The organism is Amycolatopsis taiwanensis DSM 45107 (assembly GCF_000519205.1).
GTDB lineage: Bacteria > Actinomycetota > Actinomycetes > Mycobacteriales > Pseudonocardiaceae > Amycolatopsis_E > Amycolatopsis_E taiwanensis.
The window spans coordinates 133,424-156,935 of record NZ_JAFB01000008.1 but is presented as its reverse complement, the minus strand read 5'-3'; the positions used below and the strand labels follow the sequence as shown (position 1 = coordinate 156,935).

At 69.5% G+C, this 23,512-nt stretch carries 23 protein-coding genes; 5 read left to right on the top strand and 18 right to left on the bottom strand.

Annotated features, from left to right (window positions below):
- The first annotated feature begins 27 nt into the window (after positions 1-27).
- Positions 28-1,233: an MFS transporter gene (locus A3CU_RS43785; RefSeq protein WP_052371527.1), complete on the top strand. Its 1,206-nt coding sequence runs from the start codon at positions 28-30 to the stop codon at positions 1,231-1,233.
- Between the two features lie 75 nt (positions 1,234-1,308).
- Positions 1,309-1,719 carry a pyridoxamine 5'-phosphate oxidase family protein gene (locus tag A3CU_RS0107615; RefSeq protein ID WP_027941795.1) on the top strand — a complete coding sequence of 137 codons (411 nt, stop codon included), beginning with the start codon at positions 1,309-1,311 and terminating at the stop codon, positions 1,717-1,719.
- Positions 1,720-1,727: 8 nt separating this feature from the next.
- On the opposite strand, the gene A3CU_RS0107610 is transcribed toward A3CU_RS0107615, so the two are convergent.
- Positions 1,728-2,060: a cupin domain-containing protein gene (locus A3CU_RS0107610; protein WP_027941794.1), complete on the bottom strand. Its 333-nt coding sequence runs from the start codon at positions 2,058-2,060 to the stop codon at positions 1,728-1,730.
- 226 nt (positions 2,061-2,286) lie between these two features.
- On the opposite strand from A3CU_RS0107610, the gene A3CU_RS0107605 reads away from it, so the two are divergent.
- Complete coding sequence (locus A3CU_RS0107605; protein ID WP_027941793.1) at positions 2,287-3,228, top strand: ABC transporter ATP-binding protein; 942 nt, start codon at positions 2,287-2,289, stop codon at positions 3,226-3,228.
- 8 nt (positions 3,229-3,236) lie between these two features.
- Positions 3,237-4,451 carry an ABC transporter permease gene (locus tag A3CU_RS0107600; RefSeq protein WP_027941792.1) on the top strand — a complete coding sequence of 405 codons (1,215 nt, stop codon included), beginning with the start codon at positions 3,237-3,239 and terminating at the stop codon, positions 4,449-4,451.
- Positions 4,452-4,572: 121 nt separating this feature from the next.
- Here the strand turns inward: A3CU_RS0107600 and A3CU_RS0107595 are convergent, their stop codons facing one another.
- The 10 genes from A3CU_RS0107595 to A3CU_RS43780 form a co-directional block, all read right to left on the bottom strand.
- Positions 4,573-5,775, bottom strand: coding sequence for a GNAT family N-acetyltransferase (locus A3CU_RS0107595; RefSeq protein ID WP_027941791.1), 1,203 nt, complete (start codon positions 5,773-5,775; stop codon positions 4,573-4,575).
- A gap of 18 nt (positions 5,776-5,793) precedes the next feature.
- Entirely contained in the window at positions 5,794-6,996 is a 1,203-nt protein-coding gene (locus A3CU_RS0107590) for a GNAT family N-acetyltransferase (RefSeq protein WP_027941790.1), read from the bottom strand.
- Positions 6,997-7,303: 307 nt separating this feature from the next.
- On the bottom strand, positions 7,304-7,936 hold the full coding sequence (locus A3CU_RS0107585) for a DUF4333 domain-containing protein (protein WP_027941789.1): 633 nt from the start codon (positions 7,934-7,936) through the stop codon (positions 7,304-7,306).
- Between the two features lie 99 nt (positions 7,937-8,035).
- Positions 8,036-10,780, bottom strand: coding sequence for a DEAD/DEAH box helicase (locus tag A3CU_RS0107580; RefSeq protein WP_027941788.1), 2,745 nt, complete (start codon positions 10,778-10,780; stop codon positions 8,036-8,038).
- A gap of 57 nt (positions 10,781-10,837) precedes the next feature.
- Entirely contained in the window at positions 10,838-11,794 is a 957-nt protein-coding gene (tatC, locus tag A3CU_RS0107575) for a twin-arginine translocase subunit TatC (protein ID WP_027941787.1), read from the bottom strand.
- Between the two features lie 12 nt (positions 11,795-11,806).
- Positions 11,807-12,115: a Sec-independent protein translocase subunit TatA gene (gene tatA, locus A3CU_RS0107570; protein ID WP_027941786.1), complete on the bottom strand. Its 309-nt coding sequence runs from the start codon at positions 12,113-12,115 to the stop codon at positions 11,807-11,809.
- A 30-nt stretch (positions 12,116-12,145) separates the two neighbouring features.
- Complete coding sequence (locus A3CU_RS0107565) at positions 12,146-12,358, bottom strand: bacteriophage holin (protein ID WP_027941785.1); 213 nt, start codon at positions 12,356-12,358, stop codon at positions 12,146-12,148.
- 63 nt (positions 12,359-12,421) lie between these two features.
- Complete coding sequence (locus A3CU_RS0107560; RefSeq protein ID WP_027941784.1) at positions 12,422-13,402, bottom strand: helix-turn-helix transcriptional regulator; 981 nt, start codon at positions 13,400-13,402, stop codon at positions 12,422-12,424.
- The gene (locus A3CU_RS0107555; RefSeq protein WP_027941783.1) at positions 13,386-14,381 is read right to left on the bottom strand and encodes a helix-turn-helix transcriptional regulator; all 996 of its coding nucleotides are present in this window, start codon (positions 14,379-14,381) and stop codon (positions 13,386-13,388) included. Before A3CU_RS0107555 ends, A3CU_RS0107560 begins: the two co-directional genes overlap by 17 nt.
- A gap of 145 nt (positions 14,382-14,526) precedes the next feature.
- Positions 14,527-15,198 carry a TetR/AcrR family transcriptional regulator gene (locus A3CU_RS43780; protein ID WP_043840748.1) on the bottom strand — a complete coding sequence of 224 codons (672 nt, stop codon included), beginning with the start codon at positions 15,196-15,198 and terminating at the stop codon, positions 14,527-14,529.
- 84 nt (positions 15,199-15,282) lie between these two features.
- Here A3CU_RS43780 and A3CU_RS0107545 point away from each other — a divergent pair, with 84 nt between their 5' ends.
- A complete protein-coding gene (locus A3CU_RS0107545) occupies positions 15,283-17,448 on the top strand; it encodes an MMPL family transporter (RefSeq protein WP_052371526.1) in 2,166 nt (721 codons plus the stop codon).
- A gap of 41 nt (positions 17,449-17,489) precedes the next feature.
- Here A3CU_RS0107545 and A3CU_RS0107540 read toward each other — a convergent pair whose 3' ends face one another.
- The 7 genes from A3CU_RS0107540 to dop form a co-directional block, all read right to left on the bottom strand.
- Entirely contained in the window at positions 17,490-17,762 is a 273-nt protein-coding gene (locus tag A3CU_RS0107540) for a type II toxin-antitoxin system RelE family toxin (protein WP_043840747.1), read from the bottom strand.
- Positions 17,759-18,022 carry a type II toxin-antitoxin system Phd/YefM family antitoxin gene (locus tag A3CU_RS0107535; protein WP_027941780.1) on the bottom strand — a complete coding sequence of 88 codons (264 nt, stop codon included), beginning with the start codon at positions 18,020-18,022 and terminating at the stop codon, positions 17,759-17,761. Before A3CU_RS0107535 ends, A3CU_RS0107540 begins: the two co-directional genes overlap by 4 nt.
- A gap of 33 nt (positions 18,023-18,055) precedes the next feature.
- Entirely contained in the window at positions 18,056-19,414 is a 1,359-nt protein-coding gene (pafA, locus tag A3CU_RS0107530; RefSeq protein ID WP_027941779.1) for a Pup--protein ligase, read from the bottom strand.
- Between the two features lie 202 nt (positions 19,415-19,616).
- Positions 19,617-20,369 carry a proteasome subunit alpha gene (gene prcA, locus A3CU_RS0107525; protein WP_027941778.1) on the bottom strand — a complete coding sequence of 251 codons (753 nt, stop codon included), beginning with the start codon at positions 20,367-20,369 and terminating at the stop codon, positions 19,617-19,619.
- 40 nt (positions 20,370-20,409) lie between these two features.
- Positions 20,410-21,270, bottom strand: a complete 861-nt coding sequence (prcB, locus tag A3CU_RS0107520) for a proteasome subunit beta (RefSeq protein ID WP_027941777.1) — start codon at positions 21,268-21,270, stop codon at positions 20,410-20,412.
- A 199-nt stretch (positions 21,271-21,469) separates the two neighbouring features.
- Positions 21,470-21,664, bottom strand: coding sequence for a ubiquitin-like protein Pup (locus tag A3CU_RS0107515; protein ID WP_027941776.1), 195 nt, complete (start codon positions 21,662-21,664; stop codon positions 21,470-21,472).
- Between the two features lie 269 nt (positions 21,665-21,933).
- Entirely contained in the window at positions 21,934-23,436 is a 1,503-nt protein-coding gene (gene dop, locus A3CU_RS0107510) for a depupylase/deamidase Dop (RefSeq protein WP_027941775.1), read from the bottom strand.
- Positions 23,437-23,512: the final 76 nt, after the last annotated feature.

The window sequence follows — 23,512 nt, the reverse complement described above, 5'->3', positions numbered from 1 at the left end:
GATGTAACGGTTGATACATTCGTCCGCGTGACAACTCCGGCGCCACGGCATCAGTTCCTGCCGCTTTACGCGGCCGGGTTCGTCACCGCCTTCGGCGCGCACAGCATCGCCGCCGGGCTCGGCGGCTACCTTCACTCCGAGCACGCTTCACTGCTCACGCTGGGCCTGCTGCTGGCGGTGTACGACGGTGCCGAAGTGCTGCTCAAACCCGTCTTCGGCACCCTGGCCGACCGGGTCGGGCCACGTCCGGTGCTGCTGGGCGGACTGCTCGCGTTCGCCGCCGCGTCGGCGGGCTTCGTCGCGGCCGGCAATCCGGCACTCGTGGGCCTGGCCCGGCTGGGCCAGGGAGCCGCCGCGGCGGCGTTCTCGCCCGCGGCCGGTGCCCTGGTCGCCCGGCTGTCCCCCCGCACCGGCCAAGGCCGGGCGTTCGGCGGGTACGGGGCGTGGAAGGGGCTGGGGTACACGCTCGGCCCGCTACTCGGTGGCGTCCTGATCATCGCCGGCGGGTTTTCCCTGCTGTTCGGCACGCTCGCGGTGGCGGCGCTGGTCACCGCCGGCTGGGCCCTGGCAAAGGTGCCGGCCGTGCCCCCACTGCCCCGCACCCGCCAGACCGTGCTCGGGCTGGCGCGACGCCTCGGCCAGGGCACCTTCCTCAGGCCCACGGCGGCGCTGGCCGCGACCACCGCCGCGCTCGCCGTCGGCGTCGGGTTCCTTCCCGTGTCGGGCGCGGCGAGCGGGCTCAGCCCTCTGGTCACCGGTGCGGCGGTGTCGGTGCTGGCCGCTTGTGCCGCGCTGGTGCAGCCGTGGGCCGGTCGCGCCCGCGACGCCGGGCACCTGACCGACACCGCCGGAATGGTGACCGGACTGGGCCTCGCCGCGATGGGCATGGGCGCGGCGGCGCTGCTGCCCGGCTTGCCGGGAATGCTGGCCGCGGCGGTCGTCGTCGGCACCGGCACCGGCATCGTCACCCCGCTGGGTTTCGCGCTGCTCGCCGCCAACACCCCGCGAGAACGGCTGGGCCAGACGATGGGCGCGGCCGAGGTGGGCCGCGAACTCGGCGATGCGGGCGGCCCGCTGCTGGTCGGCGCGCTGGCCACCGGGCTTTCCCTGGGGGCGGGGTTGAGCGGGCTGGCCGTGCTGCTCGCCGCCGTCGCCGCTGCCATCGCCGTCGGTGGCCGTTCACTGGCAGCGACGACCGCCGAAGGAAACCGCGGTCACCTTCACGAAAAGTGACCAAGTGCCCTTCCCTCACCCCCCGGTTCTCGCGGATCGTCGGGGACACACAGGCCGGGGTGACAGGAAAGTGACATGGATCCGCGGAACGAACTGCACACGCTCGACTTCAAAGAGTGCTTCGAACTGCTGCGCACTCAGTCGGTCGGCCGGTTGGTGTTCACCGAGCAAGCCCTGCCGGCGATCCGCTTGGTCAACTACAGCCTGTTCAACGGCGAAATCGCGCTGCGCATCGGCCGTTCACCCCGGATACCGCGCCTGGACCGGGCCGTTGTCGCGTTCGAAGTCGACAACATCGACAGCACCGCGCGCTCCGGCTGGAGCGTGGTCGTGATCGGCAAGGCCCGTCAGGTGGTCGACATCGACGAACTGGTCATGCTGTGCGACCCGGCTCACCGCCCGTGGGCGTCCGGGGGAGGAGACCAGGTCCTGTGCGTCGACACGGAACAGGTGACCGGGCAGCGCTTCCCGCTCGCTCTGGGCTGATTTCCGCGTCACCGCAACGCGACGGTGAGGAGCACCGCGCTGTCCTCGAGCGCGTCGAGGCCATGTCGTTGCGGGGGAATCGGTACCAGTTCGCCGGCGTCGAGCGTCCATTCGTGGTCCGCCGTGTGCAGGCGGACGCGTCCGGTGATCACCTGCAGGGTCGCCGCGGGTGGTGCGTCGTGGTCGGCCATGACTGCGCCGGAGGCCAGCGCGATCACCGTCGCGCGGATCGAGGTGGTGGAGGCAAGCGTCCTCGCCGCGCGGCGGGAATGCTGCTCGCGGGCCTGGTCGAGCAGTTCACCGGCAACGGAGGCGATCGGCACCACTGCATGATGCTCCATGCGTTTCGCCCTCCTCTCCCTCGACCGCGAACATTGGTTCAGCTCTTTTCTCCTCGTCCGGTTCTCGCCTTTACCGGCCTGAAGCAGTCAGCTTGACGCTAGCAGCGCCGGCCGGAGGTCGCAGTCCCCGACCGTCCTCCCCTGCGGAAACGCTGGCTAGACTTGCGCCACCCGCTGGGCATTCGCCCGGCGAAATCACACTTTCGCCAACGGGGAGGGGACGACGGTGGCCGACCGAAGCTTGGAGATCGACGCGATCTCCAAGATATATGGCAAGGTAACGGCGTTGCGCGACATGAGCTTCGACGTTCGCGCCGGGGAGTTGTTCGGGTTCGTCGGCAGCAACGGCGCCGGCAAGACCACGGCGATGCGCATCGTGCTGGGGGTGCTCGCGAGCGATTCCGGCGAGGTCCGCTGGGACGGCAGCCCGATCACTGCGGAAACCAGGCGGACCATCGGATACATGCCCGAGGAGCGCGGCCTCTACCCGAAGATGAAGGTCGGCGAGCAGCTGACCTACTTGGCCCGCCTACACGGCTTGCCGGCCGCCGAGGCGCGACGTGCGGCGACCGTGTGGACCGAACGGCTTGGTATCGCCGCCCGCCTGGACGACGAGGTGCAGAAACTCAGCCTGGGCAACCAGCAACGGGTCCAGCTCGCCGCCGCGCTGGTGCACGACCCGAAGATCCTGGTCCTCGACGAACCGTTCTCCGGGCTGGACCCGGTCGCGGTCGATGTGATGAGCCAGGTGCTGCGGGCCAAGGCGGCCGAAGGCGTGCCGGTCGTGTTCTCCAGCCACCAGCTGGATCTGGTGGAGCGCCTGTGCGACCGGGTCGGCATCGTCCAAAAAGGACGCATGGTGACCTGCGGGACGGTGGGCGAGCTCCGCGGCGGCGGCCCGGAACGGCTGCTCGTGGACGCCCCGCAGGCGCCCGACGGCTGGGCCGACGACCTGCCCGGCGTGACCGTGCTCGGGCACGCCGGCGGCCGGACCGAACTGGCGCTCGGCGAAGGTGCCGACGACCAGACGGTGCTCAAGGCGGCGCTGGCGACCGGCCCCGTGCACGAGTTCGCGCGACGGCGGCCGTCCCTGACCGAACTCTTCCGCAACGTGGTCACCGCGGACCACGAAGACGCGGCGCAGCAGGCGAAAGGGGCCGCGGCGTGAATGTCCACATGGGATCGTGGTCGGCGATCAACCTGGTCGCCTCGCGCGAGGTCAGCGTCCGGCTAAAGTCGAAGGCGTACCGCATCAGCACGCTCGTGCTGCTCATCCTGATCGTCGGCTTCACCGTCGTGATGAAGCTCATCAGCGGCAGCACGTCCACCACCACGATCGGCTACGTGGGTCCGGCCAAGGCACTCGCCGTGTCGTGGCAGGCCGGGGCGAAGGCGATCGGCAAGGACCTGACCCTCACCGAGGTTCCCGACGACGCGGCCGGCCGTAAGCAGGTCGGCGACGGCGCACTCGACGCCCTGCTGACCGTCAAGGACGGCGCATCCAGCAGCGGCTCGCCCCAGGACTCGTTCCAGGTCGTCGTCAAGCAGGACGCCGACCCGACCCTGCGCAACACGCTCAACGAGGTCATCAAGCGATACGCCCTCGACCAGCAGATCCTCAGCCTCGGTGGCGATCCCGTGCGCATCGAGTCCGAAGTGGCCACGGCCGCCGTCGACGTGGTGCCGCTGGAAAAGCCCCACGAGTACGACCCGCAGCAGCTGGCGCTCGGCATCATCGCCGGTATCCTGATCTACCTTTCGCTGATGTTGAACGGCCAGGCCGTGGCGCAGGGCGTGGTCGAGGAAAAGACCAGCCGCGTGGTGGAGCTGCTGTTGTCCGCCATCCGGCCGTGGCAGCTGATGGCGGGCAAGGTGCTCGGCATCGGCGCGGTCGGCCTGCTGCAGATGGCCCTGGTCGGGGTGGTCGGCGTGGTGGCCGGCCGGCTCACCGGCGTGCTGACGATCTCCATCAGCGCGGCGGCGGGCACGGTGATCTGGCTGATCGTGTGGTACCTGCTGGGCTTTTTGATGTATTCCATCGTTTTCGCCGCACTGGGCGCGCTGGTCTCGCGGCAGGAGGACGTCGGTGGGGTCGTCACCCCGGCGCTGATGTTCGTCATCGTCGGTTACGTCATCGGGATCTCGGTCCTGCCGTCGGACCCGGGCAGCCCACTGGTCGAGGTGCTGTCGTTGATTCCGATGTTCGCGCCGACCCTGATGCCGATGCGCCTGGGCATCGGCGGCGTGCCGGTGTGGGAGGCGGTCCTTTCCGTCGTCCTCGTCATGGCGCTCATCCCCGCCCTGATCTGGCTTTCCGGCCGGATCTACCGCAACGCCGTGCTGCGCAGCGGCGCTAGGGTACGCCTCCGCGACGCCCTCCGCGACGCCTGACCCCGAGACCCGCAAGTCCCACGTTCGGAACGCGCGAGTCCCACGTTCCCGTCATGCGAGTTCTACATTCCGAACGACCGGAATGTGGGACTCGCGGTACGGGAGTGTGGGACTCGCGCTCCTAGAACCCGGTGCCGCACCAGGGGCGCGTAGGTGTGCGAAGGAGTTCGTCGGCGCGCTCCGGTGCGTCCGCTTGCAGCGCCTCGATCCGGCCGGCCGCCGCCAGTGTGGTGGCCTGCCACTCCCCCAGATACAGCATGGCGAGGACATCCACGTCGAGCCGCAGTTGCGGCAGCTCGTCGGTGCGGCCGGCGCCGTCCGGGCCGATCCGGTAGCAGCCGGAATTGGCGGGCAGGAACGGATCTCGCACCTCGATCACCACGGGGTCGCCGTCGCGGTAGGAGCGGGCAGCGAGTGCGGCCGGGACGTCGACCAGACGCACCCACAGCTCGTCGCTCACGTCGGTCACCCGCCAGGCCCGAGTATCCACCAGCATCGGTACGAGGGGCTCGTCCAGCGGACGTCCGAACGCGAGGATCTCCCCGACCAGGTCGATCTTCAGCAGGAATCGCCACAATCCAGCCACCGCCGCGGTATTCGCGCCATGCAGGTTGTGCACCGCCAGCGCGATTCTCATCTCCGGTGGCTTCATGACGCGATCCTGGGGCTGATACGCCACAAAGCCGTCGTCACCGTCCGGGCCGGTGTGCACGGCGACGACGAGGTCCTTCATCCGGTGGGTTTGGGAACTCCACCAGCGCTGCGGCCGTTCGATCATGCCCGGGCGCCCGAGCCCGATTCGCCGGTACAACTCGGGAAGCAGCTCGATTGCCTCGCTGGAGGAGATCAGCCGCACCTGCCCGCCGGCGGGCGCGCCGTCCCGGAGCCGGGCCTGGCGCGGGGAAATGCGCACCTCCTGGCTTCGCGTGCCGATGCCGTAACCGAACCGGCCGTAGATGGTGGTTTCACTGGCGTGCAGCGCCGCGAGCACCTCGCCCCGGGCCTGGAGATCGCCGAGTTGTTCCCGCATCATCGCGGTGAGCACACCCCGGCGGGTATGGTCGGCGCGGACACCGACCCCGTCGACCGCCGCGGCCGGCACGACGTTGCCGCCCGGCACCGTCATCGCCGTACCCACGGAGCTGGCCACGCCGATCGGCTGCTTGTCGGCGAAGGCGCCCACCTTGCGGTCCGCGGGCCAGCCCGCGCTCCGCTTCTCCCAGCGCTCGTCGTCCACCGGCGGCGCATGCAGCGAACGGCCCAGCACTTCGAACAGGCCTCGCTGCTCACCCTCAACGGCCGGGCGCACCACGAAATCAGTCATCTGTGACCTCACAAAGCTTCAGAAGAATGTCCCGCACCAGGCGGAAACGTCGGTACGGAACAATTCGTCGGCTGCGGCAACGGCCTTCGGCTCGACCGGCTGAACCAGTCCGGTGCCGGCGAGCGCGGAAGCCCGCCAGGTGCCCAGGTACAGCATGGCGAGCGCGTCCACCCCGAGGCGGAGCCCAGCGGGTTCACCGGTGGGGACAACGCCCTCCGGTGAGACGCGATAGCGGCCGGAATTGGCCTCCAGCACCGGATCGGAGACCTCGATCACCACCGGGTCCCCCTGGTACTCGCGGGCGGCGAGCGCCGCCTCAACGTCCACCAGGCGCAGCCACGTCGAATGGTCGTGACCGGCGGCCGGCCGGCATCTGGTGGGATCGGTGAACAGCAACTCGGTGGGCTCGTCGAGTGGCCGGTCCGCCGCCGAAATGGTGTCGACCAAGTCCACGCCGAGCAGGAACCGCCACAGGCCGGCGAACGCCTCGGAGCTCGCGCTGTGCAGGCTCAGGACGTCCAACGTGTCCGGATCTTCCGAGTGGGAGCGGACGACCGTGTAGACCACGAACCCATCCGGCCCGTCCGGTCCGTGGTGGACGGCGGTGCTGATCGGCGTCGTCGACCTGCGCGCGTGCCGTTCGAAACCCGGCCACCAGTATGGGGGACGGGTCATCATGCCCGGCGCGGTATGCGGCAGGGCCGCGTAGATCCCGGGCAGCCGCTCGAGGGCCGGCTCCAACGTAAGAAGTTCGATCTCTCCACCCGCCGGTACCTCGTCCCGCAGCACCGCACGCCGCCGGTCGACCCGGTAGCCGCGGGTACGTGTCGCGGGACCGTAACCGTAGCGGCCGTAGATGGCACCTTCGGTGGCGTAGAGCGCGGCCAGGGGAACACCCCGCGCCGCCAGATCCCGCAACTGAGTGCCCATCATCGCGGTCAGCACACCGCGGCGCGTCCGGTCCGCGCGCACGCCGACGCCGGTGACCGCGGCCACCGGCACGCGTTTCCCGCCGGGGACGGTCAGCTCGGCGTCGATCGACCGTGCCGTCCCGATCAGCCCCGTGTCGAAGACACCCAGCGTCCGGCCGGGCTGGTAGGCGTGCTGCGAGCGCTCCCACTCATCGTCGCTCGGGGCCGCGACGTGCAACGTGGCGCGGAAAAGGTCGCTCGCGGCGCGGTGCTCGTCGGGTCGCAGAAACCGTACAGAGTAGTCGCTCACGCTTGCTCCTCCGCGAGTTTGCGCGCGACCGCGATCGTGTCGACAGGGCGCTCCATCCGAGATCGAGTCACCTGCTCAACAAGGGCGCCCCGCCGCCCCGATAGCGGAGACAGGCGCGCGTGGTAGTCACCTTGACTGCCGCGACATGAGTCAGGACTGGTCACCTGACGATAGTCGCCGAGAAACCCGCTCCCGGCCACCGAATTTCCCGCCGCCGAGCCGTGTTTTGTCTCATAAGCAGCGAGGCCACCTGCGGTGGGCGGTCAGCTTGCTCCGCTACCCGCACCGCCACGCAAACCACTGGCTGTTAGTGCGGCTGGCCGACCTCGTAGTTGCCGTCGGTGTCTTTCACGGTGATCGTGACCGTCTTCTGGTCGCCGTCGACGGTCACCGAGCAGTCGAACTTGATGCCCGCCTCGACCGGTTGCTTCGCCGGGCAGGACACCGTGCTCACCGACTGGCCATACCCGTTGGGCGGCTGGCCCGTGAGAACGGTCCGGACCCCGTTCTGCACCGCGGTCTGATCGAGCACCGTGGTGACGAAGAAGCCGGGCTTCCAGAAGCCTGTCACGCCCACCGCGGCCGCCACCACGACGACCGCGCTGATCACGATCCAGACGGTCTTGCCGGCCTTCTTGCGCGCGCGGGGAACGGGCGGCGCGCCGTACTGACCCGGCTGCTGCCCGTACTGCTGCTGCGGATATTGCTGCCCGTACTGGGGTTGACCGTACGGAGGCTGCCCGTAATCCGGCTGTTGTCCGTACTGGGGTTGCGGCTGCTGCCCATACTGCGGCGGCTGCTGCTGCCCATACTGGGGATACTGCTGTCCGTAGCCGGCCTGGCCGGGGTATCCCTGGGCGGGGAGTCCGCCGGAGGCCGGACCGGGGGCGGACGCCTGCCCCCACTGCTGTGGGTCGTTGCCGCCGTAGGGCGTGCTCATCACAACTCCAATCCGCGCTCGGCCTCCTGCGCGATCCAACCACAGGATGCGTCACACCGGAAAGGTTCTCACCAGTCCGAGCGAAAGTACCCCTCCGCGCTACTCCGCGCCCGCGGCCACCACGCCACGGCGAAGTGCTTTCACCGCTCGCGCGGCCGCCTCGCCGACCGGTTCGGACCGGCCCAGCACCGTACGGATCTGGTCGAGGAGGTCGATCACCTGCCGGGACCACCGCACGAAGTCTCCCGCCGACAGTTCCTGTCCGTTGGCCTCGGCGGAGGTCAGCACCCGTTCCAGGGACTCCCCGCGCGCCCACCGGTAAACCGGCCAGGCGAACCCGGCATCAGGCTCGCGCGTGCGGTCGAGCCGGTGCCGGCGCTCGTCGTCGACCAGCTCCGTCCACAGCCGCGCGGTGTCCTGCCAGGCGCGGGGAACCGCGCCCGCCGGCAGCCGTGGCTCCCCGGCGGAGTCGCGGCGTGCCTCGAACACCAGCGTCGACACGACCGCGGCGAGCTCGGCGGGACTCAGTCCCTCCCACACTCCGTGCCGGATGCATTCGGCGGCAAGCAGATCCGACTCGCTGTACAGCCTCGCGAGCCGCTGCCCGTGCTCGGTCACGGTGTCGCCACCGTCGCCGAGATAACCACGCTCACGCAACAGCGCACAGATCCGGTCGAACGCCCGGGCGAGCGAGTGCGTGGTGGCCGCGACCTTCCGTTCCAGTTGCTCGGTTTCCGCGGTGAGACGCTGGTACCGCTCGACCCACCGCAGATTCGCTTCGCGCTCGGCCAGCCCGTGACACGGATGCGCCCGCAGGGCACGACGCAGGGCCGCCAGTTCGCCGTCCTCGTTCGCGCCGGAGCGGCGCTTCTGCCGCGAGGGCAAGGAAATCCCGGCGTTGCGCAGGCTCGCCGCGATGTCCCGGCGGGTTTTCGGCGAGCGCAGTTCGACGTGCCGGGGCAGGCGGATGCGTCCGAGCGGCTCCACCGGGCCGGGAAAGTCCGACAGCGACAGTGGCCCGGACCATCGATCCTCGGTGACCACCACCGGCCGCGGTTCGCGGATCGGGTCCAGGCCGGGGTCGACGACCACGGCGAGCCCGGCCCGGCGCCCGGCGGGCACCGCGATGACGTCCCCCTTGCGCAGCTTCTCCAGCGAGTCCGCGGTGCTGGCCCGGCGGGCGGCGCTGTTCTGCCGGGCGAGCGCCTTCTCCCGCTCGGAGATCTTCCTTCGGAGCTCGACGTATTCCAGCATCTTGTCGAAGTCGCCGGTGATCGCTTCGGCGTAGCCGTCCAACGCCTCCCGGTTCTTCTCGATCCGCCGCGCGAGGCCCACGACCGACCGGTCCGCCTGGAACTGGGCGAAGGAAAGCTCCAGGATCTCCCGCGCCTGCTCGTGGCCGAGCTGCCCGACCAGGTTGATCGCCATGTTGTAGCCGGGACGGAACGACGAGCGCAGCGGGTAGGTCCGCGTCGAGGCCAGACCGCCCACCTGCCGCGGGTCGATGCCGGGCTGCCAGGTCACCACGCCGTGGCCTTCGACGTCGATGCCGCGTCGCCCGGCGCGCCCGGTGAGCTGCGTGTACTCCCCCGGCGTCAGGTCCACGTGGGCCTCGCCGTTGTACTTCACCAGCCGTTCCAGCACGACGGTGCGGGCCGGCATGTTGATGCCCAGCGCCAAGGTTTCGGTCGCGAAGACCACCTTGACCAGGCCGCGGACGAACAGGTCCTCGACGGTCTCCTTGAACGCGGGCAGCAGGCCCGCATGATGCGCCGCCACCCCGGCTTCCAGCGCCTCCCGCCATTCCCAGTAGCCGAGTACCGCGAGGTCGCCCTCGGGCAGGTCGCCGGTGTGTTCGGCGATGATCCGCCGGACCTCGTCGCTCTCCTCCGGGGTGTTCAGGCGGAGCCCGGACCGGACGAGCTGCCCGACAGCCGCGTCGCAGCCCGCGCGGGAGAAGATGAACACGATCGCGGGCAGCAGGCCGGCGTGGTCGAGCCTGGTGACCACGTCCACCCGCGACGGAGGCCGGAACCGCGGCCCACGGAACTGCTGGCGACCCCGGTTGCGCGGTCCGCGCAGCGCCGACGGCATGTCCAGCCGGCCGACCTCCTCGACCCGCCTGAGCAGCGTCGGGTTGATCCGCTTCTGCCCGTCATCGGCGAACAGGTCCAGCAACCGGTTGCCGACCAGCATGTGCTGCCACAGCGGCACCGGGCGGTGTTCCTCGACCACCACCGTGGTGTCGCCGCGCACGGCCACCAGCCACTCGCCGAACTCCTCGGCATTGCTGACCGTGGCGGACAGGCCGACCACCCGGACATGCTCCGGCAGGTGCAGGATCACCTCTTCCCACACCGCGCCCCGGAACCGGTCCGCCAGGTAATGGATCTCGTCCATCACGACGTACGACAGGTCGTTCAGCGTCGAGGAGCCGGCGTAGAGCATGTTGCGCAGCACCTCGGTGGTCATCACCACGATCTGCGCATTGCCGTTGATCGCGGTGTCACCGGTGAGCAGGCCGACCGCGCTGGGCCCGTAGCGCTCGACAAGATCGTTGAACTTCTGGTTGGACAACGCCTTGATCGGCGTGGTGTAGAAGCATTTCCGGCCTTCGGCCAGCGCGAGGTGGACGGCGAACTCGCCGACCACGGTCTTGCCTGCGCCGGTCGGGGCGCAGACGAGCACACCGTGACCGTCCTCCAGCGCCTCGCAGCCGCGTACCTGGAAATCGTCGAACTCGAAGGACGCCTCCGCCGCGAAGGAGCTCAACTGAGGATATTTCCCCCGTCGCCGCGAAGCTTGATACGCATCGGCCGGGGATAGCGAAGGGCGACTGGCCACGTCACCAGGTTGTCATATGGCCGCGACGCCACGCATGCGGGCAGGCTACCGACCGGTTCAGGTGATGTCGTCCGTACTGGCCTTGGCCGGTGACGTGGGCGTTTCGTCCTCGGCCGTGCTCGGCTCGTATTGGAACGGTGCGGCCTCGTTGTCGGCCAACTTGTCCCAGCCCTCCGCGGTACGCTCCCGTTCCTTGCGACGGTCGTGAATGCGGGCGATCTGGATCGCGAGCTCGAACAGCAGGGTCAGCGCGCCCGCCAACCCCACCATCGAGAACGGGTCCTGGCCGGGGGTGACGAACGCGGCGAAGACGAACAGCAGGAAGATGATGCCGCGGCGCCACCTCTTCAGCTTCTCGTACTTCAGCACGCCGACGAAGTTGAGCATCACCACCAGCAGCGGCAGTTCGAAGCTGGCGCCGAAGATCACCAGCAGCGACAGCACGAAGCTGATGTACTTGTCGGCCGTCAGGCCGGTGACGAATATGTCGCTACCGAAGCTCATCAGCAGCTGCAACGCGTGCGGCAACAGCCAGTAGGCGAGCAGGGCGCCGATCGCGAACAGCACGCTGGCGAACCCGACGAAGGTCATCGCGTACTTGCGTTCCTTCGAGTACAGGCCCGGCGCGATGAACGCCCAGATCTGGTACAGCCAGAACGGCGAGGTCAACACCGCGCCCGCGGCCAGGCCGACCGTCAGCTGGGTCATGAACGCCTCGAACGGCACCGTCTGCAGCAGGCGGCAGGTCCCGTCGGACGGGAACCTGCGGTCCGCAGGGATGCCACAGTAGGGCGCCTTGACGATTTCACCGAGTGATTCGATCGGTCCGACCCTGGTGCCGAACCAGATGAAGCCGAGGATCCCGCCGGCGACCATTGCCAGCAGCGCCCAGCCCAGCCGGCGCCGGAACTCGTAGATGTGCTCGATGAGCGTCATGCTGCCGTCGGGATTATGCCGACGGCTGCGCCTGCGCCGCCGTGCCCGGCGACTCTCGGGGTCGGCCACGTCGAATATGTCCCGTCCGGATCAGCTGGCGTGCTTCTGCGGCTGGTCGGTGCCCGTGTTCTGCTGCTTCTTCAGCTCGTCGAGCTGGCGCTGCAGGTCGGCGACCTGCTGGTCGGAGGCCTTCGGCTGGGCGGTGGCCGACGGCAGCTGCTTGGTCTCGGCCGGCTCGGACTCGTCCGCGGAGTCCTGCATGGACTTCGTCTCGGCCTTGAAGATCTTCATCGACTTACCCACCGAGCGGGCGGCGTCCGGCAGCCGCTTGGCGCCGAACAGCAGGACCAGGACCACCAGCACAATGATCAAATGCCACGGCTGCAATCCGTTCAGCATGAGTGGCCTCCTATCTCGTTCACGCCTATGCTACTGGTTCGCCGGCTTGTGTCGCCGCTGGTCGATGGCGACACGCACCCCCGCCGCCCGGGCGCGCACGAGTCCCGCGCGATCTCCAGTTCGTGCCATCACCATGGTCACCGCCGATCGAAATCCGCGCAAGCCCACGTACAGCCGCACGGTGAGGGCCAGCAGGACTAACAAACCCACGGCGGCGAGCACGATGCTCGGCAGATACGACACGCGATCACCCTTGTCTGTCGTGAAAAGTGCGTGCGGCCGGCGGTCCGCTTCGCACGATCAACCCTACTGGCCCAAGGTTGACGGAAGGTGACCCGCTCGTACCAGGGCATCGGCGGCCCGGCGGCGCACCGCCTCCGCCAGCGCGGCGGGCTGCTCGACGACCGCGTCCCCGCCCAGCCCCAGCACCAGCCGGATCATCCACGACTCGTCTCCGTAGCGCATGCGCACCCGCAGCCGGCCCCTGGGCGCCTCGGCCACCTCTTCACACGGGTAGTACTCGGCGACCCACCGGGCGTCCGGGGCCAGCACCAGCTCCGCCACCGGCTGGTCCGGCCGTTCGGTGAACACGCCGTCCGACAGGTCGGTGGGCCGGGCCTGTGGCGGGGGCACCGCGGCCTCGTCGAGGACCCGCACGTCGTCGATCCGGTCCAGCCGGAACAGCCGGACCCCGTCCACATGGCGGCACCACGCCTCGAGATAGCTCATCGCCTGCACGATGAGCAGCCGCATCGGGTCCACGGTGCGCTCGGTGATCTCGTCCCGCGAAGCGGTGTAGTACCGAATGCGCAGCGCCCGCCGGTCCTGCAACGCCTTCCGCACGACGGCGCGGGTCCGCGCGGTCTGCTCGCCCTCCCGGACCCCGAGCCCGACCACCACGCCGGACGGCTGGGCCTGCCCGGCCGCCGCCTCGATCTTGGCGATCGCCCGGTGCACCGCGTCGGTGTCCAGCACACCGGGCGTCTCGGCCAGCGCGCGCAGGGCGACCAGCAGCGCCGTCGCCTCGCCACCGGTGAGGCGCAACGGCCGGTTCATCCCGGCGTCGAAGGTGACCGTGACGGTGTCGCCCTCGAAGGACAGGTCGATCAGGTCGCCGGGGCCGTAGCCGGGCAGCCCGCACATCCACAGCAGCTCGAGGTCCCGGCGCAGCTGCCGCGGCGAGACATCGAAGTCCCGGGCCGCGTCGTCGATCCTGATGCCGGGCCGCGCGAGCAGGTAGGGCACCAGCGCGAGCAGGCGCGGCATCCGGTCACCCGAGGAGCTCATGGTCACTCCTCCGCAAGTTCGCGAGCGCGTAGAGCCGTTCCCGGACCGCCTTCGCCAGCACGTCGGGCTCCAGGACCAGCACGTCCGGGCCGTGCCCGGCGATCCAGCTCGCCGCGTTCTCCGGGTGGTACAGCTCGATCTCCGCGAGGTCGCCCTCGACCCCGTCCACGGTCAGCCGGCCGGTGATCTTCGCATGCCGCCGGATCCGGGCCGCCCGGTCGCGGGCGATCCACAGTCGCGCGGTGGCCACCGGTGAAGACTCCCCGTGGTCACTGCCCGCGACGAACTCCAGCAGGTTCACGTTCTCCGGGCGTTGAACCTCCCCCGGTGCGCCCAGCGTGCGCACCTCGCCGAAGACGCGGGACAGCCGGAAGCATCGCGGAGCCCTGCGGTCCCGGTCGTGGCCGACGACGTACCAGCGAGCCCGCCACGACACCACGCCCCACGGCTCCAGCGTGCGGGTCATCCGCTCCGCCGAGCCCGGGCGGCGGTAGTCGAACCGCACCGCCTGCCGGTTCTGCACAGCGGCCAGCAGTGGCGAGAACGCCGGCTCGGTGCGCACCCTGGACTCCACCACGGGCGGCGCCGTGTGGTCCACCTCCACGCCCGCCGCACGCAGCTTCACCAGCGCGCCGTGCGCCTGCCCGGTGAGCTCGGGCGAGTCCCACAGCCGCACGGCCAGGCCGACCGCCGCGGCCTCGTCCGGCGCCAGCTCGATGTCGCCCAGTTCGTAGTCGCGCCGGGCGATGCGGTAGCCGTCGGTCGCGTCGAACGCCGAGTTCCGGCCGATCTCCAGCGGAATCCCCAGTTCCCGCAACTCGGTCTTGTCCCGCTCGAACATGCGCGAGAACGCGTCGTCACTGGCCGCCTCGGCGTATCCCGGCACGATCCCGCGAATCCGGTCAGCCGTCAGGTACTGCCGGGTGGAGAGCAGGGCGAGCACCAGATTGACCAGGCGCTCGGCACGGGCGGTGGACACCAGCCCACACTAGCTCCCCCCGGCCCGACGGTCGCGGAGGACCGGGCCGAAACACGCCGGGAATTTCGAACCCTTGACCGATCGCGTGCTCATTACCGGCGCCGCGCGCGGCGCTGAACCGCTCCGCGCCTCCCGGAACGCCAGGTCAACCGCCGCGGACCAGGCCGACGATCTCGTCACGCAGGTCAGCAGGCAGCGGCCGCTCGCCGAGCCCGACGGCCACGACCTCGAAGGTGCGTGCCATGGCCGCCAGCCTGACTTCGTCGTCCGCCTCGCGCAACGGCCCGTCCAGGTACAGCATGGCCAGCCCGTGCACCGCGGCCCAGATGGTCATCTCGGCCATCGGCCGCTGTTCCGGGGAAAGGTAACCGGCGTCGGCCAGATCATCGACGACCGCGATGGCCTTGCGGAACGGCCCGGCGTCCCACGCGGACACGGCGGGCATCCCCCCGGCGAAACAGGTGCGGAACAAGCCGGGCTCGGCGGTCGCGAAGTTCAGGTAGCCCAGGCCGATCGCGGCCAGGTTCCGCAGCGCCCGGCGCACCCGGTCACCGCCAGGAGGCAGCCGGGCCAACTCGGTGTTCATGGCGGCGGTCATCCGCTCCAGCGCCTGCTCCTTGGCCGCGTCCAGCAACTCCTCGTGCCCCGCGAAATGCCGGTAGGCCGCGGTTGGCGTCACTCCCACGACGCGGGCGGCGGCCCGGATCGTCACCGACCGGGGCCCACCCTCCCGAGCCAGGTCGGCGGCCGCGTGGATGAGCGCGTTGCGCAGGTCCCCGTGGTGGTAGGCGGATCGAACAGGCACGGACGAGCTCACCGGTCGATGTTGACAGCCGCACACATGACATGACAAGTTAACACCCGCCAAGTTTACGGCCGTCAACTTTAGGGGGAACTCGTCGTGTTCGTCCGCATCGGGCGGTTCGCCGCCGACCACGCGCGAGCCGTGCTCACCGTCGCCGTCCTGCTGATGATCGGCGCCGGCGCGCTCGGCATGACCGCCTTCGACAAGCTCCAGTCACAGGGGTTCACCGATCCCGATGCCGAGTCGAGCCAGGCACAGGAGTACATCCAGCGGCACTTCGGCGGCACACCCGGCCTCATCCTGCTGGTACAGCCGAAGACCGGCACCGTCGACGATCCAGCCGTCCGCGTGGCCGCCACCGAGCTCGTCGATCGGCTCGCGGCCGAACCTGGGCTGTCGCAGCAGGCTTCGTACTGGCAGACCGGCGCGCCCGCGATGAAATCGGACGACGACCGCGCGGCCTTGATCGTGGCGCACCCGGCCGACGCCGAGACGGCCAAGACGATCGCCGACCGCTACCGCGGCGACCAGGGGCCGATCACCGTCACCGCGGGCGGGGCCACCGAAGTCAACAGCGACATCAACGACCAGGTCACCGCCGACCTCCTGCTCGCCGAATCGATCGCCGTCCCGCTCATCGCGATCCTGCTGTTCGTCGTGTTCGGCAGTCTCGTCGCCGCGCTGCTGCCGCTCGTCGTCGGCGGGATCGCGGTGCTCGGCACGTTCGCCGAGTTGTCGGTCCTCGGCTCGATCACCGACGTGTCGGTGTTCGCGATCAACCTGACGACCGCACTCGGGCTCGGCATCGGCATCGACTACGCGCTGCTCACCGTCAACCGGTTTCGCGAGGAGCTCGCGACCGGCGTGGACACCCGCGCCGCGGTGATCCACACCGTGGCGACCGCGGGCCGGACGATCGCGTTCAGCGCGGCGACCGTCGCGGTGGCGCTGGCCGCGTTGCTGCTGTTCCCCCTGTACTTCCTCCGATCGTTCGCCTACGCGGGGATCGGCGTGATCGTCATCGCGATGATCAGCGCGGTCGTGGTGCTGCCGGCGCTGCTGCGGGTGCTCGGCCACCGGGTCAACGCCGGACGGCCGCCATGGGGGCGCACCCCGACCACCGTCTCACCGTTCTGGGCGCGGACCGCCGGCAGCGTGCTGCGGCGGCCGGTGGTCACCGCGCTGCCCGTGCTGGCGCTGCTGATCGTGGCGGCCGTCCCACTGTTCAACGTCCGGTTCGGCATCCCGGACGAGCGCGTGCTGCCCACTTCGGCACCGAGCCGCGTCGTCGGCGATGAGCTGCGCGCGCACTTCTCGCAGGACGACAGCCGCGCGATCCAGATCGTCGCGCAAGGCCGGCCCGATGCGTCCGCGATCGCGGACTACGCCACGCGCCTGTCCGAACTTCCCGGCGTGACCAGGGTTTCCTCCAGCGCAGGCGAGTTCGTCGGAGGCCGGCAGGCCGGCGTCTCCCCAGCCGACGCCACTTTCGCCGCGCCGGACGCCCAGCGCTGGACGGTGGTCGCGGCCGGCGACTCGCGGGCGGACGACGCGCAGCAACTCGTCACCCGGATCCGGGCGATGCCCGCTCCCGCGGAGACCAAGATCGGCGGCGACGCAGCCACGCTCGTCGACAGCAAGCACACCATCGGCAGCCGGCTGCCGTTCGCGGGCGGGCTGATCGCGGTGACCACGTTCATCCTGCTGTTCCTGTTCACCGGGAGCGTGCTGCAGCCACTGCGGGCGCTGCTGTTCAACCTGCTCAGCCTGTCCGCGACGCTCGGCGTGATGACGCTGATCTTCCAGGACGGCCTCGCGTCGTCACTGCTCGGGTTCACACCGCTGCCGCTCGACACGAGCATGCTGATGCTGCTGTTCTGCATCGCGTTCGGGCTGTCGATGGACTACGAGGTGTTCGTGATCAGCCGGGTCAAAGAGGCTCACGACCGCGGTGCGGGTCCTCGCGATGCCGTCGTCGACGGACTGTCCCACTCGGGCCGCATCGTCTCCGCGGCGGCGCTCCTGCTGTCGATCAGCCTGTTCGCGTTCGGCACCAGCGGGGTGAGCTTCATCCAGTTGTTCGGCCTCGGCACGGGTCTCGCCGTGCTGCTCGACGCCACGCTCGTGCGCGGCATCCTGCTCCCGGCCGGGATGCGTGCGCTGGGCCGCCTCGCCTGGTGGGCGCCCCGCCCCCTGCGCCGGCTCCACTCCCGGTTCGGCCTCTCCGAGGCGGACGCGCCACGCGACAAGGTCTTGACCTAGCTATCGCGTGGAGTGCGTCCTCGATGGGGTGCTGGGTGGGCCTAGCGGCTCCGATAAACGTCGGCTCGCCGGTTAATGGCGACAACTTCAACCACCACCTGGTGATCATCGATGGTGTAGATGACCCGCCACTCGCCTCGGCGAGCCGAATAGTGCCCCTCCCATGACGATGTCAGCGGTTTGCCGACTCGATAAGGGTTGTTCGCCAATGGCCCGTCCATAAACGACACGCAGGCATGAACGATCTTCTCCGGCATCTTTCCCAGAGCGCGCTGCGCGCCGGTCGACAGCAGGATCGTGTAGCGAGGGCTCACCGCAACCCGAGCTCCGCCTTCACATCGTCCAACGACACCGTTCGTCCGGCGGCGATGTCGGCATCGCCCTCCTCGATCGCCGCGACCAGTTCCGGATCCGAGGCGACTTCTATCGTCTCGTACAAAGACTCCAGATAGTCGGGCGAAACAACCGACGCCACGGTTTGGCCGTCACGCTCGATATCGATCCGGCCGTGTGTGCGTTCGACCTCCGCCACCACCTCGGTGAGCGGCCGCTGGTCGTCAGGGATCACCGTCATACGCCGATTCTCCCACAGACGCCGAGACACAGATCACAGCGACCCGATCAGCCGGTCGACCCGCTCGTCGACCGCGCGGAACGGGTCCTTGCACAGCACCGTCCGCTGAGCCTGGTCGTTCAGCTTCAGATGGACCCAGTCCACGGTGAAGTCCCGGCCTGCGGCCTGCGCCGCCGCGATGAAGTCTCCACGCAGCTTGGCCCGCGTGGTCTGCGGCGGGGTGTCCTTGGCCAGCTCGATCTCGCCGTCGTCGGTGATCCGGCGCACCAGGCCCTTGCGCTGCAGCAGGTCGAAGATGCCGCGGCCACGCCGGATGTCGTGGTAGGCGAGGTCGAGCTGCGCCACGCGCGGGCTGGACAGGTCGAGGTTGTGCTTGCTGCGGTAACGCTCGACCAGCCGGTGCTTGATCGCCCAGTCGATCTCGGTGTCGATCTTGGTGAAGTCCTGCTGCTCCACCGCGTCCAGCGCCCGGCCCCACAGTTCGATCACCCGGCGCGCGGTCGGCCCGGAATCGTTCGCCTTGACGTGCTGGACCGCCCGGCCGTAGTACTCGCGCTGGATGTCCAGCGCCGACGCCTCGCGGCCACCGGCCAGCCGCACCGGGCGCCGCCCGCTCAGGTCGTGGCTGATCTCGCGGATCGCGCGGATCGGGTTGTCCAGCGTGAAGTCCCGGAACTGCACGCCCTGCTCGATCATCTCCAGCACCAGGTTCGCGGTGCCGACCTTGAGCAGGGTGGTCGACTCGGCCATGTTCGAGTCGCCGACGATGACGTGCAGCCGGCGATACCGCTCGGCGTCGGCATGCGGCTCGTCGCGCGTGTTGATGATCGGCCGGGACCGCGTCGTCGCGCTCGACACTCCTTCCCAGATGTGCTCCGCGCGCTGGGACAGGCAGTACACCGCGCCCCGCGGCGTCTGCAGCACCTTGCCGGCACCGCAGATCAGCTGGCGGGTGACCAGGAACGGCAGCAGCACATCGGCGATCCGCGAGAACTCACCGGCCCGCGTCACCAGGTAGTTCTCGTGGCAACCGTAGGAGTTGCCCGCGGAGTCGGTGTTGTTCTTGAACAGGAAGATGTCGCCGCCGATACCTTCGTCGGCCAGCCGGCGCTCCGCGTCGACGAGCAGGTCCTCCAGGATCCGCTCGCCGGCCTTGTCGTGCGTCACCAGCTGGATCAGGTCATCGCATTCGGCCGTCGCGTACTCGGGGTGCGAGCCCACATCGAGGTAAAGCCGCGAGCCGTTGGACAGGAAAACGTTCGACGACCGTCCCCACGACACCACCCGCCGGAACAGGTACCTCGCCACCTCGTCCGGTGAGAGCCGACGCTGCCCGTGGAAGGTGCAGGTGACGCCGAACTCGGTCTCGATGCCAAAAATCCGCCGCTGCATTACTCAATGCTAGGCGCTTTCGGCCCAAGTGCGGTGGGCCGATCGGGCGGCGAGGAGGCGACGGCGCGTGCCCGGCCGGCTCCGTCGCGCCATCGGGCAGCGCAAGACCCGGGGAAGGTGGCCGAGTTTGCGCAGGTCACGCCCATAATGACGGCCCGGACGGCGATCACCGCCGTCCGGGCCGGGTGGTTTTCGCGACGGATCAGTCTTCCGATTCGGACGGTTCACCCTCCGCCTCGGGCTGGTCCCCGTCACCGTCCGGCCCGGTCGCCGGCAGCAGGGCGTCCAGTGCGGCTCCGGTGATCCGCCGGAATGCCCGCTGCGGGCGCTCCCGGTCCAGCACGGCGACCTCCAGCTTCGCCGGCTCGCTGTCGCCGTTGCCGGACGAGGACGCGCGCAGGGCCTCCACCGCGACCGTCAGCGCCCGCTGCAGGTCGAAGCCCTCCTCGAAGCTCTCCTTGAGCTTGTTGGCGACCGGCTCGGTCTGCCCGCCCATCACCACGAACTGGGGCTCGTCGAAGATCGACCCGTCGTAGGTCAGGCGGAACAGCTGGTCCTCGGCCGGGGTCGCGCCCACCTCGGCGACGCAGATCTCCACCTCGTACGGCTTGAGCTGCTCGGTGAAGATACTGCCCAGCGTGGCCGCGTAGGCGTTGGCCAGCGCCCGCGCGCTGACGTCCCGCCGGTCGTACTGGTAGCCCTTCAGGTCGGCGTGCCGGATACCGGCCACCCGCAAATTCTCGTACTCGCTGTACCGGCCGACCCCGGCGAAGCCGATCCGGTCGTAGATCTCGGAGAACTTGCGCAGCGTGGTCGACGGGTTCTCGGCCACGAACAACACACCGTTGCGATACTTCAGCCCGACCACACTGCGGCCGCGTGCGATGCCCTTGCGGGCGAGTTCCGAGCGCTCGCGCATCAACTGCTCAGGAGAGGCGTACAGCGGCATGGTCACGGTGTGTGCTCCAAAAATGCTCGGTGAGACAAGGGACTGATCAGCTGCGGCCCTGGGCGGCCCGCTCGGCACGGCCGGCGACCACCGCTTCGGCCACCGTCGCGGTCTGCTCCTCGGCCAGCAGCTCGGAGCCGCGCTCGGCCGTGATCGTCACGACGGTCGGGAAGATGCGCCGGAGCACGTCCGGGCCACCGGTCGCGGTGTCGTCGTCCGCGGCGTCGTAGAGCGCCTCCACCGCGGTCCGGACGGCGGCCTCCTCGTCGGCGTCCGGGTCGTAGAGCTTCTTCAACGACGACTTCGCGAACAGCGAACCCGAGCCGATCGCGTGGTAGCCCGCGCTTTCCTCGTACCGGCCACCGGCCACGTCGAAGGAGACGATCCGGCCGGCCCGCTTCGGGTCGTCGGCCTCGATGTCGTAGCCCACGAACAGCGGCAGCACCGCCAACCCGCCCATCGCCATCTCCAGGTTGCCCTTGACCATGGCGGCGAGCTTGTTCGTCTTGCCGTCCAGCGACAGCGACACGCCCTCGAGCTTCTCGTAGTGGGCCAGCTCGACGGTGTAGAGGCGCACCAGCTCCAACGCGATGCCGGCGGTGCCGGCGATACCGACCGCGGAATACTCGTCGGTGACGTGGACCTTGTGCATGTCCCGAGTGGCGATCAGGTTCCCCGAGGTCGCCCTGCGGTCACCGGCGATCAGCACGCCACCGGCGAAGGTGACCGCGACGATCGTGGTGCCGTGGGGCGCATCCAACCCGCTCGCGGACGCCCCCGGCGCCATCGGGGCCGTCGGCAGCAAGTCCGGCGCCTGCATGCGGAGGAACTCGGAAAAGGACGACGTCGTGGTCGAGAAGAAGGCTGCGGGCAGCGAAGAACCCGAAGTTCCCGGCGTGTTTTCCATACGTGCTCGTAGTTCCCATCGACGAAGGGCTGTGCTTGTCGGCGGCCGTTGCGCGAACGCGTGGCCACGTCACCAGGACGTGCGTAAGGTTAGCGTTTGGCGGCCAGGCCACGGCTCCCCCCGCCGGCCTCCCCGGCGGGAGCACCCCTCGGCCGGGTCAGGTGCCGCGAAAGCCGTGACCACGGCCTCGTAGCGGCCACTACTCGCCACCCTTTTGCACGTAGGCGCGCACGAAGTCCTCGGCGTTCTCCTCGAGCACGTCGTCGATCTCGTCCAGGATGGTGTCCACGTCCTCGCCGAGCTTCTCCCGGCGTTCCTGACCTGCGGGCGCGGCGCCTTCCAGTTCGTCGTCGGAGTCGCCACCACCGTGCTTCTCGATCTTTTCCTGTGCCATCTCGCCTCCCGGTGAGCTGTTGCTCTTTAGCCTACCCAGTAGTCACGACAATCCGCGCCGTCCATTTCTCCGCGGGTTTGCGCGCGACCGCGATCGTGTCGACGGGGCGGTCCATCCGGGGATCGAGTCACCTCTTCGACACGGGCGCCCCGCCGTCCCGCTAGCGGGCCTTCGGGGCGCGCGTGGTGGTCACCGTGATTGCCGCACCTTGCTACAAGGCCGGCCGCGGAGCCATGCCGTCTCCGTAACGACGCCGGACGCCGCGCGGGTCAGTCGGCACCGGTCAGTGCCTCCACCAGTTCCTCGGCCGTGTCGGAGGAGTCCAGCAGCTTGCCGACGTGTGCCTTGGTCCCGCGCAGCGGCTCCAGCGTCGGGATCCGCACCAGCGACTCCTTGCCCACGTCGAAGATCACCGAGTCCCAGGACGCCGCGGCGATCGAGGTGGCGTACTTCTCCAGCGCCCGGCCACGGAAGTAGGCGCGGGTGTCCAGCGGCGGTTGCGTAATCGCCGCCTGCACCTCTTCCTCGGTGACCAGCCGTTTCATCGAACCGCGCGTCACCAGGCGGTTGTACAGGCCCTTGCCCAGCCGCACGTCCGAGTACTGCAGGTCTACTAGGTGCAGGCGCGGCGCGGCCCACCCCAGGTTGTCGCGCGCCCGGTAGCCCTCCAGCAGGCGCAGCTTGGCCGGCCAGTCCAGCCGGTCCGCGCACTCGGCCGGATCGCGGGCCAGCGCGTCGAGGATCTCGCCCCAGACCCGCAGCACCTCCTTCGACTGTGCGTCACCACCGGTCCGCTCCAGGTGCGCGGCGGCCAGTTCGTGGTAGGAGAACTGGATGTCCAGGCCGGTGTACTTGCGGCCGTTGGCCAGCGGCACCTTCGTCTTCAACGTCGGGTCGTGGCTGATCTGGTGCACCGCGCGCACCGGCTCGTCCAGCTTGAGGTCGTCGAACCGCTCGCCGGCCTCGATCATGTCCAGCACCAGCGCCGTGGTGCCCAGCTTCAGGAACGTGGAGTACTCGGCCAGGTTGGCATCACCGATGATGACGTGCAGGCGGCGGTACTTGTCGGCGTCGGCATGCGGTTCGTCACGGGTGTTGATGATGCCGCGCTTGAGCGTGGTCTCCAGGCCGACCTCGACCTCGATGTAGTCCGAGCGCTGGGACAGCTGGAAGCCGGCCTCCTCGCCCTGCGGGCCGATGCCGACCCGGCCGGACCCGGTCATCACCTGGCGCGACACGAAGAAAGGGGTCAGTCCGGCGATCACCGAGGTGAACGGCGTGGACCGCGACATCAGGTAGTTCTCGTGCGTGCCGTAGCTGGCGCCCTTGCCGTCCACATTGTTCTTGTACAGCTGCAGCGGGGGCTGACCCGGCACGGTGGCCGCCTTGAGCGCGGCCTGCTCCATCACCCGCTCCCCCGCCTTGTCCCAGATCACCGCGTCCCGTGCGTTGGTGACCTCGGGCGCCGAGTACTCGGGGTGGGCGTGGTCGACGTAGAGCCGCGCGCCGTTGGTGAGGATGACGTTGGCCGCGCCGAGATCCTCGACATCGGGGTCGTGCCCGGGGGTACCGGGCCCGGCCAGGTCGAAGCCCCGCGCGTCGCGCAACGGGGACTCCACCTCGTAATCCCAGCGCGCCCGGCGCGCCCGTGGGATGTCCGCCGCCGCCGCGTACGCCAGTACCACCTGTGTCGAGGTCAGCACCGGGTTTGCGGTCGCGTCACCCGGCACCGCGATGCCGTACTCGACCTCGGTTCCCATGATCCGCCGCATGACTCAAGCCTACGGGTACCTACCGGCAACGGTGAGTGGCCCGTGCGTTGCGACCGGGTAAACCCCCCGATGTGGC